The organism is Enterobacter sp. fkY84-1 (assembly GCF_052974705.1).
On sequence record NZ_CP169393.1, the window covers coordinates 1,994,625 to 2,007,761 of the forward strand.

The 13,137-nt window shown below is 56.4% G+C and carries 14 protein-coding genes; 1 reads left to right on the forward strand and 13 read right to left on the reverse strand.

The features are described 5' to 3' along the window. Positions 1 to 37 precede the first annotated feature (37 nt). The 11 genes from dtpA to blr all read right to left on the reverse strand — a co-directional run bounded on the left by dtpA (position 38) and on the right by blr (position 9,493). Positions 38 to 1,546, reverse strand: coding sequence for a dipeptide/tripeptide permease DtpA (gene dtpA / locus ACEPLT_RS09535; RefSeq protein ID WP_008500571.1), 1,509 nt, complete (start codon positions 1,544 to 1,546; stop codon positions 38 to 40). A gap of 592 nt (positions 1,547 to 2,138) precedes the next feature. Next, entirely contained in the window at positions 2,139 to 2,774 is a 636-nt protein-coding gene (nth, locus tag ACEPLT_RS09540) for an endonuclease III (RefSeq protein ID WP_008500570.1), read from the reverse strand. Beyond that, positions 2,771 to 3,457, reverse strand: coding sequence for an electron transport complex subunit E (locus ACEPLT_RS09545; protein ID WP_008500569.1), 687 nt, complete (start codon positions 3,455 to 3,457; stop codon positions 2,771 to 2,773). Before ACEPLT_RS09545 ends, nth begins: the two co-directional genes overlap by 4 nt. A 2-nt stretch (positions 3,458 to 3,459) precedes the next feature. Beyond that, entirely contained in the window at positions 3,460 to 4,080 is a 621-nt protein-coding gene (rsxG, locus tag ACEPLT_RS09550; protein WP_008500568.1) for an electron transport complex subunit RsxG, read from the reverse strand. 10 nt (positions 4,081 to 4,090) lie between these two features. Beyond that, positions 4,091 to 5,143: an electron transport complex subunit RsxD gene (gene rsxD / locus ACEPLT_RS09555; RefSeq protein ID WP_008500567.1), complete on the reverse strand. Its 1,053-nt coding sequence runs from the start codon at positions 5,141 to 5,143 to the stop codon at positions 4,091 to 4,093. Next, positions 5,144 to 7,165 (reverse strand): electron transport complex subunit RsxC, encoded by a 2,022-nt coding sequence (rsxC, locus tag ACEPLT_RS09560; protein WP_447088371.1) that lies wholly within the window; start codon positions 7,163 to 7,165, stop codon positions 5,144 to 5,146. Continuing rightward, positions 7,158 to 7,736 (reverse strand): electron transport complex subunit RsxB, encoded by a 579-nt coding sequence (rsxB, locus tag ACEPLT_RS09565; protein ID WP_008500565.1) that lies wholly within the window; start codon positions 7,734 to 7,736, stop codon positions 7,158 to 7,160. Before rsxB ends, rsxC begins: the two co-directional genes overlap by 8 nt. After that, positions 7,736 to 8,317, reverse strand: coding sequence for an electron transport complex subunit RsxA (rsxA, locus tag ACEPLT_RS09570; RefSeq protein WP_063616302.1), 582 nt, complete (start codon positions 8,315 to 8,317; stop codon positions 7,736 to 7,738). The genes rsxB and rsxA overlap by 1 nt, the downstream gene beginning before the upstream one ends. Before the next feature lie 76 nt (positions 8,318 to 8,393). Beyond that, positions 8,394 to 8,834, reverse strand: a complete 441-nt coding sequence (locus tag ACEPLT_RS09575) for a DUF2569 domain-containing protein (protein ID WP_008500563.1) — start codon at positions 8,832 to 8,834, stop codon at positions 8,394 to 8,396. 86 nt (positions 8,835 to 8,920) lie between these two features. After that, on the reverse strand, positions 8,921 to 9,136 hold the full coding sequence (gene ydgT, locus ACEPLT_RS09580) for a transcription modulator YdgT (protein ID WP_006174966.1): 216 nt from the start codon (positions 9,134 to 9,136) through the stop codon (positions 8,921 to 8,923). Positions 9,137 to 9,367: 231 nt separating this feature from the next. Further along, entirely contained in the window at positions 9,368 to 9,493 is a 126-nt protein-coding gene (gene blr / locus ACEPLT_RS09585; protein ID WP_168112406.1) for a division septum protein Blr, read from the reverse strand. 243 nt (positions 9,494 to 9,736) lie between these two features. Here blr and ACEPLT_RS09590 point away from each other — a divergent pair, with 243 nt between their 5' ends. Next, complete coding sequence (locus tag ACEPLT_RS09590; protein WP_032651618.1) at positions 9,737 to 10,777, forward strand: oxidoreductase; 1,041 nt, start codon at positions 9,737 to 9,739, stop codon at positions 10,775 to 10,777. Between the two features lie 53 nt (positions 10,778 to 10,830). Here the strand turns inward: ACEPLT_RS09590 and add are convergent, their stop codons facing one another. Next, positions 10,831 to 11,832, reverse strand: a complete 1,002-nt coding sequence (gene add / locus ACEPLT_RS09595) for an adenosine deaminase (protein WP_023327220.1) — start codon at positions 11,830 to 11,832, stop codon at positions 10,831 to 10,833. Positions 11,833 to 11,928: 96 nt separating this feature from the next. Next, entirely contained in the window at positions 11,929 to 13,101 is a 1,173-nt protein-coding gene (locus ACEPLT_RS09600; protein WP_232928787.1) for a MalY/PatB family protein, read from the reverse strand. Positions 13,102 to 13,137: the final 36 nt, after the last annotated feature.

Consider the following 13,137-nt stretch of genomic DNA (forward strand, 5'->3'; position numbering starts at 1 on the left):
CAATTAGCGGCTTCTGGTCAGTCGTTTCTCACGGATTTCACGCAGTAGCGGTTTTGGTCGCCTTAGCGGTCTTGTCGTCGTCCTGAGTCATGCGATTCAGTTTCGGTGCGGTCAGCAGCATCAGAGCGGCAATAACGGCAGTCGCGATACCAATCTGCATGAACACGGTACCGTAGACGTTCAGGGAAACCAGTGGGTCAGTGACGTTTTCCGGCACGGCCATCAGGTTCGCAATCTTACCGGCGATAATTGCTGCACCGGCAGTGGTCAGGAACCAGCTACCCATAATGAAGCCCATCAGACGCTGCGGAACCAGCTGTGCAACCATTGCCAGACCCAGACCAGAGATCATCAGTTCGCCGATAGACTGCAGCGCGTAGCTCAGGATCAGCCAGTTAACGGATACGATACCGGCGTCGGTAGCAAATTTGGTACCCAGCGGCAGCACCAGGAACGCGCCGGAGCACAGCACCATACCGATAGCAAACTTGTGCGGCATTGGCAGACGGTCGCCCATCTTGTTATAGATCGCGGCCAGAATCGGGCTACCAATCATGATCCAGAACGGGTTCAGTGCCTGATACTGCTCCGGTTCGAACGCGATGCCCAGAATAGAGTGCTCAACGTTACGAATGGCGAAGAAGTTCAGAGAGGTTGGCATCTGGCTGTACAGCACGAAGAAGATAATCGCTTCCAGCATCAGAATGAAGGCCACGATCATCTTACGACGGGCAGCACCCTGCATAGCGAATGCTTCTTTCGCGAAGATAACCACGATACCCAGCGCCACAACGCCCAGAACGGCACGTGCGATACCCTGGTTGTGCAGCAGCCAGGTAGCGATGGCCGCCAGGACCACAACACCTACGATGGTCGCCAGCAGTTTGCCCATATGCACAGGCTCGAAGTCTGGTTTTGAACCGTAGTTTTTAACCCAGCTGCGGCAGAACAGGAAGTTCACCACGGTGATCAGCATACCGACGAAGCTCAGTGCAAACGCCACGCTCCAGCCGAATTTCGCTGCGAGCCATGGGGTTGCCAGCATCGAGAAGAACGAACCGATGTTGATGGACATGTAGTACATGGTAAATGCACCGTCCAGACGCGGGTCATCTTTGCTGTAGCAGGTAGAGAGCAGGGAAGACGGGTTCGCTTTGAACAGACCGTTACCCACGGCGATCGTGGCCATGCCCATATACACGACAGCGGCATCATGCCCTGACCATGCTACCAGTCCATAGCCAATCGCCAGAACAATGGCGCCCAGCATAATGACGCGCTTAGTACCCAGAACTTTATCACCCAGCCAGCCGCCGATAGCAACCAGACCATAGACCAGGGCACTGAAGGAGGAGAACAGCGTGATGGAATCGGCTTCGGACATACCCAGCTGTTTCACCAGGTAAACCGCCATGATCCCTTGCAGGCCGTAGTAACCAAAACGCTCCCATAACTCGATAGAGAAGATGAGATAGAACGCTTTAGGTTGTTTAAAAGCGTTCAGACTCACGCTTTCATCTGTTGGTTTATTGTTTGCAGTCGACACATATACCTCTTTTTTTACATCCCATATTAACGGGGGTGTTCATAGCGTGATGGCCGTAGTCCATACGCCTTATAGTTATATTGGGAGGAGAAACGGCGGGTAATGTTCACTATCCTGCCCCATCTGGCAATACGTTTGTAATAATCTGTTACATATATCCTGAGTGGTATAATCGTCGGTTCATGCAAATGTTATTCAGCGTTAAATTTCATACGCTGAGTAAAGGTAGTTTTTTCGACTGGTAATCACCGGTCAGTACGGGCTGTTGGCGATATGTTCTGCTATTTGCCGCTTGTGGCAGTGATATAGCCCATATTCTGAAAAATAGCTGGTCTTATCGTCGGCAAAGAAAGAGGAGTGTCTTGTCAGATAAAGGGTTTAGGTCGATTTTGACAACAAAAATACAACATGAAGTTATCAGGGTGATCGCGATCACAGATGTATAGAAATTTTCGGCTATGAAAAAACTATTAACCTGTTTCAGCGTTAAAGGGCCGAATAAGTGACAGGTGAGGCGAAACGAAAGGCGAACAAATAACGGTCAAAAGAAGAGCGTTTGAAAGCCCTTCTTTAATCAGGGGATTGAGATGCCTCAGGGATATACTTTTTCTTTGTATTCGCAGAGATCTTCAATAATGCAGGAGCCGCAGCGAGGCTTACGGGCAATACACGTGTAACGACCGTGCAGAATCAGCCAGTGATGGCAGTCAACCTTAAATTCCGCCGGAACCACTTTCAGCAGCTTCTCTTCGACCTGCTCGACATTTTTCCCCGGCGCGAAGTTGGTCCGGTTAGACACGCGAAAGATATGCGTATCGACGGCGATAGTGGGCCAGCCAAACGCGGTATTGAGCACCACGTTCGCCGTTTTACGCCCCACGCCCGGCAAGGCTTCCAGCGCGGCACGGTCTTCCGGCACTTCGCCTCCGTGCTGCTCCAGCAGGATCCGGCAGGTCTTGATGACGTTCTCGGCTTTGCTGTTAAACAGGCCGATGGTTTTGATATAGGACTTCACGCCTTCCACGCCCAGCTCCAGCATGGCCTTCGGCGTATTGGCGACCGGATAGAGCAGGGCGGTGGCTTTATTGACGCTCACGTCGGTAGCCTGCGCAGAGAGCAACACGGCGATCAGCAGCTCAAACGGGGAGGTAAAATTCAGCTCCGTCGTCGGGTGCGGGTTCTCGTCCCGCAGACGGGTCAGGATCGCAATGCGCTTTTCTTTATTCATGAGGCCTTCTCGGGTGTCCCTTCCAGAACGCTGCGCTCAGCCGCGCGGCGCTTACGTTTCTCGTCAATCAGGTATTTTATCGCCAGCATCATGCCAAGACCAATAAACGCGCCGGGCGGCAGCATCGCCAGCAGGAATGGCGTATCGGTGTGGAACACTTCAATACGCAGCGCTTTAGCCCAGCCGCCCAGCAGCGCATCAGCGCCGTCGAACAGCGTACCGTTGCCGAGGATCTCGCGCAGCGAGCCCAGCACGAACATGGCGCAGGTGGCACCCATGCCAATAGAAAAACCGTCCAGCGCCGACATGGCCGGACTGTTTTTCACCGCAAAGGCTTCCGCACGCCCGACCACGATACAGTTGGTGACGATAAGGGGAATGAAGATCCCGAGCGACTGGTACAGACCAAACGCGTAGGCGTTAATCAGCATCTGAACAATACTGACCACCGACGCAATGATCATGACGTAAATAGGAATACGAATTTCCGACGGCGTCCAGCGGCGCAGGGCAGAGATGGAGAGGTTGGTCAGGGTCAATACCAGCGTGGTTGCCAGACCCAGACCGAGCGCGTTGGTGGCGGTGGATGTCACCGCCAGCAGTGGGCACATGCCCAGAAGCTGAACCAGCGCGGAGTTGTTTTTCCACAACCCCTGGACAATAACCTCTTTAACCTGGCTCATGATTACTCCTCACAGGCCGGAAGATTGTTGATTTGCGCGGGCAGCGTTTCAGCGTACAGCCCGGCTCGTTTTACGGCATTCACCACCGCACGTGGGGTGATGGTCGCCCCGGTGAACTGGTCAAACTCGCCGCCATCTTTCTTCACCGCAAACGCGGTGTCATCTTCACCATGGATCACTTTACCGGCAAAGTGCAAAATCCAGTCGCTCAGACGGGTTTCAATTTTATCGCCAAGACCCGGCGTTTCATGGTGTTCCGTCACGCGGGTGCCCAGTATGGTGCCGGAGAAATCGCTGCCCACAAGCAGTTGAATGGCACCGGAATAGCCGTCAGGCGCCGTCGCTTCCATCACCGCGCCGACCGGTTTATCCCCTTTGCGGGCAATAAAGAGGCGGTGCGGCCCTTTCCCAAGCTGCGGCGCGTCTACCACAAAGCAGCTTTTTTGCAGGTCGTTATCGTAGAATTCCGCCGGGATCACCTGATCGAACAGCGCCTTTTGCTGCTTCGAGGCCTGCTCTTCGATGGTCGTTTTGGTCAGCGCATTAACCAGCGCCGTCAGCCCTGTCAGGACCGCGGCGAAGACAGCCAGCGTGACGCCGTGTTTTTGCATCGTTTTGAACATGGCGAGACCCTTAGCGATGACCGTACACGCGCGGACGCGTGTAATAGTCGATGAGCGGAACGGTAATGTTGGCAAGCAGGACGGCAAAAGCCACGCCGTCCGGGTACCCGCCAAAGCTGCGGATGAGCCAGACCAGCAGGCCTGCCAGCGCGCCGAAGATCAGGCGCCCGCGGTTAGTCGTTGAGGCCGTCACCGGATCCGTCAGGATAAAGAAGGCACCCAGCATGGTCGCGCCGGAGAGCAGGTGCAGCTGCGGGCTGGCCAGTGATTCAGGAGAGAATACCCAGCCCAGCGTGGCGCAGACCGCCAGCGTCACGAGGAAGCTGACCGGAATATGCCAGCGGATGGCTTTCTGCTGCAGCAGGAACAGGCCGCCCAGCAGATACGCCAGGTTGACCCACTGCCAGCCAGCTCCCGCCAGTACGCCGCTGTAGATGGCGGATTTCATGATCTGCTCAACGCTGTGCCCGGCATGCAGGGACGTTTTAAAGGTATCAAGCGGCGTCGCCTGGCTGATCCCGTCCACGCCCATGCGCAGCGCGTTCATATCGGCACCGAGTGCCGTATGGCCGGTAAAGATCACGTGCAGAGCATCCATGAAGCCCGGAACTGTGGCCGCAATCTCGTGCGGTGGCAGCCAGCTGGTCATCTGTACCGGGAAGGAGATCAGCAGCACCACGTAGCCAATCATCGCCGGGTTAAACGGGTTATGGCCCAGTCCACCATACAGCTGTTTGGCAATGATCACCGCAAACACGGTGCCGAGGACCACCATCCACCATGGGGCAAACGGCGGGATACTGATCGCCAGCAGCAGCCCGGTCAGCAGCGCGGAGTTATCGGCCAGAATGCGGGAGACCGCCGCCTTGCGCAGCTTAAGGACAAGGGCTTCCGCCGCTAAGGCGCTGGCACAGCCCAGGATTATCTGGAACAGGGTTCCCCAGCCGAAAAACCAGCACTGAACGGCAATGCCCGGCAGCGCCGCCAGGCAGACCAGCATCATGATGCGCGATGTCTGGCGCTGATTGTGGGTGTAAGGGGAGCTTGCGATTCTGAAAACCATTTAATCCTCGTTAACTGCTTGCTGTGCGGCTTTCTTTGCCTGAACGCGCGCAATGGCGGCGGCGACGGCGGCTTTGCGCGGGTCATCGTTGGCGGCCTGCGGCTGCTCATCCTGCTGCGCCGCTTTGCGGGCTTTAGCGCGGGCAATCGCCGCTTCAACGGCGGCTTTACGCGGATCGACCGGCGCGTCGGGTTCTGCGGTTGGCGTCTGCTGCGCCGCTTTGCGGGCTTTAGCACGGGCAATCGCTGCCTCTACGGCCGCTTTGCGAGGGTCGACCGCTTCCTGCTCAACCACCACGCTTTGCTCACCGGCTTTGCGGGCTTTAGCGCGGGCTATCGCCGCCTCAACGGCGGCTTTACGCGGGTCGATCCCCGTCTCTGCCTGGACCGTTTGCGCTTTATCAGCCTGACGGGCGCGTGCCTGAGCTTTACGCGCTTCACGCGCCGCAATCGCTTCGCTGTTGTCCGGCTTCTCGCCGGCTGGGATCACCACAGGCTGCGCCGCGGTCGCTTTTTTCTCGCGAACGCGGGCCAGTGCGGCGTTAATCGCATCCTGATCTTTCTCGCCGGGCTGAACGGCGGCCTGCTTATGGCGCTCCTGACGGGCGATCTTCTCGCGTTCCAGTCGCGCCTGGCGCGCTTCAAAGCGTGCCTTGGCTTCCGCCGCGCGTTTTTCTTCCATGGAGATGGCATAAATTTCCGCCTTCTCCTGGCGGAAATACTGCACCAGAGGAATGTTGCTAGGGCAGACCCAGGCGCAGGCGCCGCATTCGATGCAGTCGGCCAGGTTATGGGCTGTCGCCTTGTCGTGCAGCTGGCCTTTGCTGTACCAGTACAGCTGCTGTGGGAGCAGATCCGCCGGGCAGGCGTCGGCACAGGCGCTGCAGCGAATACAGCCTTTTTCTTCCTGCTCTTCACCCATCTCGGTCGGGGAAGGGGCGAGCATGCAGTTGGTGATTTTGACTACCGGCACATCGAGCCACGGCAGAGTAAAGCCCATCAGCGGGCCGCCCATGATCACCATCTGGTCGCTTGACGGGCAAAACTCAGCCTGCTCCAGCAGGTGACGCACCGGCGTACCCAGACGCGCCCAGACGTTGCCCGGACGAGAGACCGCTTCCCCGGTCAGCGTTACCACGCGTTCGGTCAGCGGCTCGCCGTCGATCACCGCGCGCTTCACGGCGTACGCGGTCCCGACGTTCTGCATCAGCACGCCGATATCTGAAGAGCGTCCGCCGTGCGGAACCTGCTTGCCGGTGAGAATTTGCGTCAGCTGTTTAGCACCGCCAGAGGGGTATTTGGTCGGGATAACGCGCAGGCTAATATCGTGATTGCCCGCCAGCACGGCGCGCAGCATTGAGATAGCCTGCGGTTTATTGTCTTCGATACCAATCAGCACTTCTCGCGGCTGCAGAATGTGCGCGAGGATGCGGATGCCTTCCACCACCTGGGCGGCGCAGTCCTGCATCAGACGATCGTCGGCGGTGATGTACGGCTCGCATTCGGCGGCGTTGATAATCAGCGTCTGAATGTTATCGCCACCGCCGCGCAGCTTGACGCCGGTCGGGAAGCCTGCGCCGCCGAGGCCAGCAACGCCGAACTGATGAATGCGCTCGATAAGCGCCTCGCGGCTGCGGGAGCGGTAGTCGCTCCAGCCATCGCGGTCGATCCAGCGGTCTTCGCCGTCGGCTTCAATAATCACGCTCAGCTCTGCGAGCGCTGACGGATGCGCCACCGTATGAGGCGCGATAGCGACCACCTTACCGGAGGTGGGGGCGTGCACCGGCAGCATACGTCCGCGACCAAAGGTCAGCGGCTGACCGCGAAGAACCGTATCGCCTTCTTTCACGCACAGCTCACCCTCAGCGCCAATGTGCTGCTTGAGCGGCATGACGAAACGGGTCGCCAGCGGTATTTGACGCAGCGGCGTGCCGTTAGACTGGGTTTTCATCTCCGGTGGGTGAATACCGCCGTCAAAGTCCCAAATCTTCTCTTTTCTGAAAGCAGAAAATAACTTAAGCATGTTGTTCCACAGGAATATTGCGAACCGGAATGGTTTGAAGATCCCATTTCCAGCTTTCGGTAGTCGTTTCAACCGGGCGCAGCTCGATACATTGCGTCGGGCAGGGGGCTACGCAGAGGTTACAGCCGGTGCACAGGTCCGCCACCACGGTGTGCATGGCGCGCGTGGCGCCAACAATGGCGTCGACCGGGCAGGCCTGAATACATTTGGTACAGCCGATGCAGTTCGCTTCGTCGATCACGGCCAGCGCGCGGACCGGCTCCTGCACGTCCGCGTCGCCATCAACCGGCTGCGGATCAACGTTAAGCAGGGCGGCAATTTTCAGCATGACTGCTTCGCCGCCGGGGGCGCAGCGGTTAATTTTTTCGCCCTGGATGCCTACCGCTTCAGCGTAAGGGCGGCAGCCCGGGTAGCCACACTGCCCGCACTGGCTTTGCGGCAGAAGCTCATCAATTTTCTCAACAACGGGATCGTCCTCTACCGCGAAACGGCGGGAGGCGTAACCCAGGATAAGGCCAAACACCAACCCCAGGACGCTGATAGAGGCGATGGCAATCCAGATAGCATTCATTACAACTTCACCAGACCACTAAAGCCCATAAAGGCCAGAGACATTAAACCGGCGGTGACCAGCGCAATCGCGTTACCGCGGAAGGGCGCAGGAATATCCGCTGCTGCCAGGCGCTCGCGAATAGAGGCAAACAGAACCATGACCAGAGAGAAACCGACAGCCGCAGAAAAACCATACAGCGCCGATTGCATAAAGTTATGACCCATGTTGATGTTCAGCAGCGCCACGCCGAGAACGGCGCAGTTAGTGGTGATCAGCGGCAGGAAGATGCCCAGCAGGCGATAGAGCGCCGGGCTGGTTTTGCGCACCACCATTTCGGTAAACTGCACCACCACCGCGATAACCAGAATAAAGGCCAGCGTACGGAGATAGGTTAACCCCAGCGGGATGAGGATCCAGGTATCAATCCACCACGCGCAGATGGACGCCAGCGTCATGACGAAGGTCGTCGCCAGCCCCATACCCATTGCCGTTTCCAGCTTTTTGGAAACGCCCATAAACGGGCACAGGCCAAGGAACTTCACCAGAACGAAGTTGTTAACCAGCACGGTGCCGACAAAGAGCAGTAAGTAATCGGTCATTATTTAGCCTGAAATAAAAAAGCCGCCTATTATCGGACAAACCCAGGCAGGCGACAACAGGTTATCTGTAGGGTTATTACGGGTTCACGAAGGTGTTTTTCACCCGCGTCGAACGCTTGAAGTAGGGCACCAGCAGCGCCGCGGCCAGCAACGGGAAAAGCAGCTGACGAACGGCCAGCGCGTCTGAAACGGGCGAAAAAGCAAACGCCTTCACCGCCAGCAGGACCGAAACCAGCAGCCAGATAATGTAGTGCTTAGGCACATTCTTACGGCGCTTAAAGAAGGCGATGGTCAGCCACAGCGTGTAGTACCACATCCCGATCGCGAAAACGAACGACACAAACCACAAAGCAATATTAGGCACGCTTTGCGACAACAGAGTCTGAATGGCGTGAGGGGTAATCAGTGCGGTGGTATAAAGCAGCAGCGCAAGTGATGCGCTTAATAAGGCAACCAGCAGCCATGCCAGTGGGGCGATTAACCAGCCTCCAATGCGTTCTCCAGGCGTTGCGGTCATGAACTCTCCCATAATCTGCGCGAAATGTTGTACAGCCAGTTGGCAGGGCGGAGAGTATATAACATTTCGCGCGGATGGCTACTTTCTTATAAAACGTAACGCCACACGGACTTTGGCACTTCGCCGACGTTGAACAAACGGCCACCGGAGACCAGCTCCGCACGGCGATGGTCAGCGGCGCGATACATATTAATGATTTCCTGATTATCCGACAGGGTGTAGTTCAGATGGTCAAACAGTTTTTCCAGGCTCTCAAGCGAATTGATCTTGCGAAATTTTAATAAATAGTCCTGAACTGTCATATTAATAAGTTTCCATATAAAAGTGAGTAATACCAGTTAAGGTAATTCGTTCGAATAATAAACGGATTAATAAAGACGTAAACAGCCCACTCAGGTAACGCGACGAAATTAGGAGTTTTCTTTGCTGAAATTCAGGCATCAGACGATGCCTGGAAGAGAAGGTTAACCGTGTTCACCAGGGCTGGCAATAAGTAACTGACATATTATGTCACTCTTTATTGCAGTAACCGGTTACTTAGGTTGAGCGACGGTGACAGGCTCCGGCGGCTGGTAGTTATCGATATGGCTGGCAACGCCCAGCAAAATGACCGACACCCCAAGGACAATCCATCCCGCTAATTCAATGATTCGATTAATAATTGACGTCATGATGTGTAATTGTACTTTATCCATAAAGACAGGGCGCAAATGTTACAGCGACGTTTCTCTGACGGCAAGGGCTTTGGGAACGGTTCCCTTAAACAAAATCAGTAGGTTAATACTATGTAACAAAAACAATCCGTATAACCTGCTATTTTACGTCATACGGCACATTATTAATCCGTGATAATGCCAGACTAGCCAGTGTGAAATAAGAACGACTTAAAAGAGGATGACACTATGAGTGATAATATCCGCGTTGGGCTTATTGGTTACGGGTACGCGAGCAAAACGTTTCATGCGCCTCTGATAGCCGGGACGCCGGGGATGGCGCTGGCGGCGGTATCCAGCAGCGACGCTGCTAAAGTCCATGCAGACTGGCCTTCTGTGCCGGTTGTCTCCGAGCCAAAACATCTTTTCAACGATCCAAACATTGATTTAATCGTCATTCCCACGCCGAACGATACCCACTTTCCGCTGGCAAAGGCCGCGCTGGAAGCCGGGAAGCATGTGGTTGTCGATAAACCCTTTACCGTGACATTGTCACAGGCTCGCGAGCTGGATGCGCTGGCAAAGAGTCTGGGCAGGCTGCTGTCGGTGTTCCATAACCGACGCTGGGACAGCGATTTTCTGACGGTAAAACGGCTTCTCAGTGAAGGTACGTTAGGGGAGATCCTCTTTTTTGAGTCTCACTTTGACCGCTTTCGCCCGCAGGTACGAAACCGCTGGCGCGAGCAGGCCGGTCCTGGCAGCGGTATCTGGTATGATTTAGCCCCGCATCTGCTGGATCAGGCCGTCAATCTCTTTGGCCTGCCGGTGAGCATGACGGTCGATCTGGCCCAGCTCAGGCCCGGTGCGCAGACGACCGATTACTTCCACGCGGTGCTCAGTTACCCGCAGCGGCGAATTGTGCTGCACGGGACGATGGTCGCGGCGGCAGAATCTGCCCGTTACATTATTCACGGCACGCGCGGCAGCTACGTGAAGTTTGGTCTCGATCCGCAGGAAGACAGGCTGAAAAACGGTGAGCGTCTGCCGCAGGAAGACTGGGGCTATGATATGCGCGACGGCGTCGTCACGCGGGTGGAAGGCGAGGAGCTGGTCGAGGAGACCTTGCTGACGATACCGGGTAACTATCCGGCGTATTATGCCGCTATCCGCGATGCGCTGAACGGCACGGGAGAGAATCCGGTTCCGGCCAGCCAGGCGATACAGATTATGGAGCTGATTGAGCTGGGGATCGAATCTGCCAAACATCGCGCGACGCTCTGTCTGGCATAGATTTTTTAATATTTTGTAGGCCGGGTAAGCGTCAGCGCCACCCGGCAACGGTGTTAACCGCGAGCCACTTTATCTTTCAGCGCCTGCTTCTCTGCAGGCGTCAGGAAGGCGATCTCCAGCCCGTTGATCTGCGCCTGACGGATCTGCTCGCGGCTCAGACCCGCCTGCGGTGCGGCGATGTTGTACTCGTGGATGATATCCACGCCCTGAACCGCCGGATCGTCCGTATTCAGCGAGGCCAGCACGCCGTGTTCAAGGAACGTTTTCAGCGGGTGCTGCGACAGTGATGCTACGGTGCTGGTCTGAATGTTAGACGTCAGGCACGACTCAATCCCGATACGCTGCTCCGCTAGGAAATCCATCAGGGCGCGGTCTTCTACCGCCTTCACGCCGTGACCGATACGTTCGGCGCCCAGCTCGCGGATGGCCTGCCAGATGCTTTCCGGGCCAGCCGCTTCACCCGCGTGCACGGTAATGTGCCAGCCGGCATCGCGCGCGCGGTTGAAGTGGGAGAGGAACAAGCTGCCCGGGAAGCCCAGCTCGTCACCGGCGAGATCGACGGCGGTGATGGCATCACGATGGGCCAGCAGCGCTTCCAGCTCCTGCAGGCAGGCGGCTTCACCGAAGGTACGGCTCATGATGCCGATCAGGCGAGCCTGAACGTCGAAGGTTTTACACCCTTCGCGGACGCCTTCAATGACGGCTTCCACGACGCCTGCAACGGGCAGGTTGTGGGTCATCGCCATGTAGCCCGGCGAGAAGCGCAGCTCGACGTAGTGCAGGCCGTTGCGGGCGGCATCTTCGATGTTCTCAAACGCCACGCGGCGGCAGGCATCCAGCGACGCCAGCATTTTCACGCCCCAGTCGAGTTTGCTCAGGAAGCTGACCAGGTCCGGTTCATTAGAGGTCACCTGTACGTGAGGGATCAGGGACTCAAGGGTCTGAGCAGGAAGCGTTAAATTGAACTGGCGGCCAAGATCGAGGATGGTTTGGGCACGAATGTTACCGTCAAGGTGACGATGAATATCAGTTAAAGGCAGGCGTGTATCAATCATGGTCGCACTCTTTTCTGGTTAAAGTGCGCCATATTATAAAAACAAAACGGGATAAAAAGCTATTTGCGCAAGGGAATATTCCCTTGCGCAAATTGATTACAGAAGCGTATTAATGCCGGCAATCAGGCGTTGAACCCCTTGCTCCAGCTTGCTGCGCGGGCAGCCCGCATTCAGGCGTACGAAGCCATTTCCCTCTTTTCCATAGGTATATCCCGGCATGATGGCGACCTTTTGCTGCTCGATCAGCACTTTTTGCAGCGCCCGATCGTCAATGTTCAGCGGACGCAGATCGATCCAGGCAAGATAGGTCGCTTCCGGCGGCTGCCAGTTGAGTTTCGGAAAAGCGCGGTTTACTTCCTGAGCGATATACAACAGATTCTCTTCCAGATAACCCCGCAGGGCATCCAGCCACGGCCCCCCTTGCTGATAGGCGGCGATATGCGCCGTTAGCGCCAGCACGGAAGGGGAAGAGAGCCCGTCCCGACCTTTTAACGCGCTGAGATAGCCGTTACGGCTCTCTTCATCGCCGATCAGGCCATAAGCCCCCGTCAGCGCCGGAATGTTAAAGCTTTTCGAGCCGGAGGTCAGAAGCGCCCATTTGCTCCGCGCCACTGCGGTCCACGGCGTGTGACGATGTTCTCCCCACACCATGTCCATATGGATTTCATCGCTGATAACCGCCACGTCATAGCGCTCGCAGAGTTCCGCTATCTGCGTCAATTCATCCCGCGTCCAGACCTTGCCGGTCGGATTCTGCGGGCTGCACAGCAGCATAATTTTGTTTTCCGGTTTCGCCAGCGCCGCTTCCAGGGCTGCCATATTGCCCTGCCAGCCAGCGGCCTGTTTTTCCATTTCAACCGCCACAACACGACGCCCGTTACCCTCTATGGCTTTGTAAAAGGCATCGTATGCCGGGGTGTGAACCACCACGCCGTCGTCGGGTTTTGACCAGAGGCGAATCAGTTCCGAGACCATGTAGATGACGGAGGGGCCATAAACCACGCTTTCGGTATCAATTCGGGTGTTAAAGCGCTGCTGGAACCAGTGTGCGACGGCGGCGAGAAACTCGTCGTTTTTCCAGCGGCTATAGCCAAACACGCCGTGATGAATGCGCTGTTGCAGCGCGTCGGTTATGCAGGGGGCGGTGGCGAAATCCATATCCGAGATGGTGAAGGGCAGCAGATCCGCCGCGCCAAAGCGGTCGGCGACATAGTCCCACTGCGTACACCAGGTGCCGTGTCGATCCACGACGGTTGAGAAATCAAACATGCTTTAATCCTTAACGTAAAACCCCCTCATGGTGAG

Coding starts and splice junctions, on each gene's coding strand:
- nth (WP_008500570.1), bottom strand. CDS start 2,774: ATGAATAAAGAAAAGCGCATTGCGATCCTGACCCGTCTGCGGGACGAG.
- ACEPLT_RS09545 (WP_008500569.1), bottom strand. CDS start 3,457: ATGAGCCAGGTTAAAGAGGTTATTGTCCAGGGGTTGTGGAAAAACAAC.
- rsxG (WP_008500568.1), bottom strand. CDS start 4,080: ATGTTCAAAACGATGCAAAAACACGGCGTCACGCTGGCTGTCTTCGCC.
- rsxD (WP_008500567.1), bottom strand. CDS start 5,143: ATGGTTTTCAGAATCGCAAGCTCCCCTTACACCCACAATCAGCGCCAG.
- rsxC (WP_447088371.1), bottom strand. CDS start 7,165: ATGCTTAAGTTATTTTCTGCTTTCAGAAAAGAGAAGATTTGGGACTTT.
- rsxB (WP_008500565.1), bottom strand. CDS start 7,736: ATGAATGCTATCTGGATTGCCATCGCCTCTATCAGCGTCCTGGGGTTG.
- rsxA (WP_063616302.1), bottom strand. CDS start 8,317: ATGACCGATTACTTACTGCTCTTTGTCGGCACCGTGCTGGTTAACAAC.
- ACEPLT_RS09575 (WP_008500563.1), bottom strand. CDS start 8,834: ATGACCGCAACGCCTGGAGAACGCATTGGAGGCTGGTTAATCGCCCCA.
- ydgT (WP_006174966.1), bottom strand. CDS start 9,136: ATGACAGTTCAGGACTATTTATTAAAATTTCGCAAGATCAATTCGCTT.
- ACEPLT_RS09590 (WP_032651618.1), top strand. CDS start 9,737: ATGAGTGATAATATCCGCGTTGGGCTTATTGGTTACGGGTACGCGAGC.
- add (WP_023327220.1), bottom strand. CDS start 11,832: ATGATTGATACACGCCTGCCTTTAACTGATATTCATCGTCACCTTGAC.
- ACEPLT_RS09600 (WP_232928787.1), bottom strand. CDS start 13,101: ATGTTTGATTTCTCAACCGTCGTGGATCGACACGGCACCTGGTGTACG.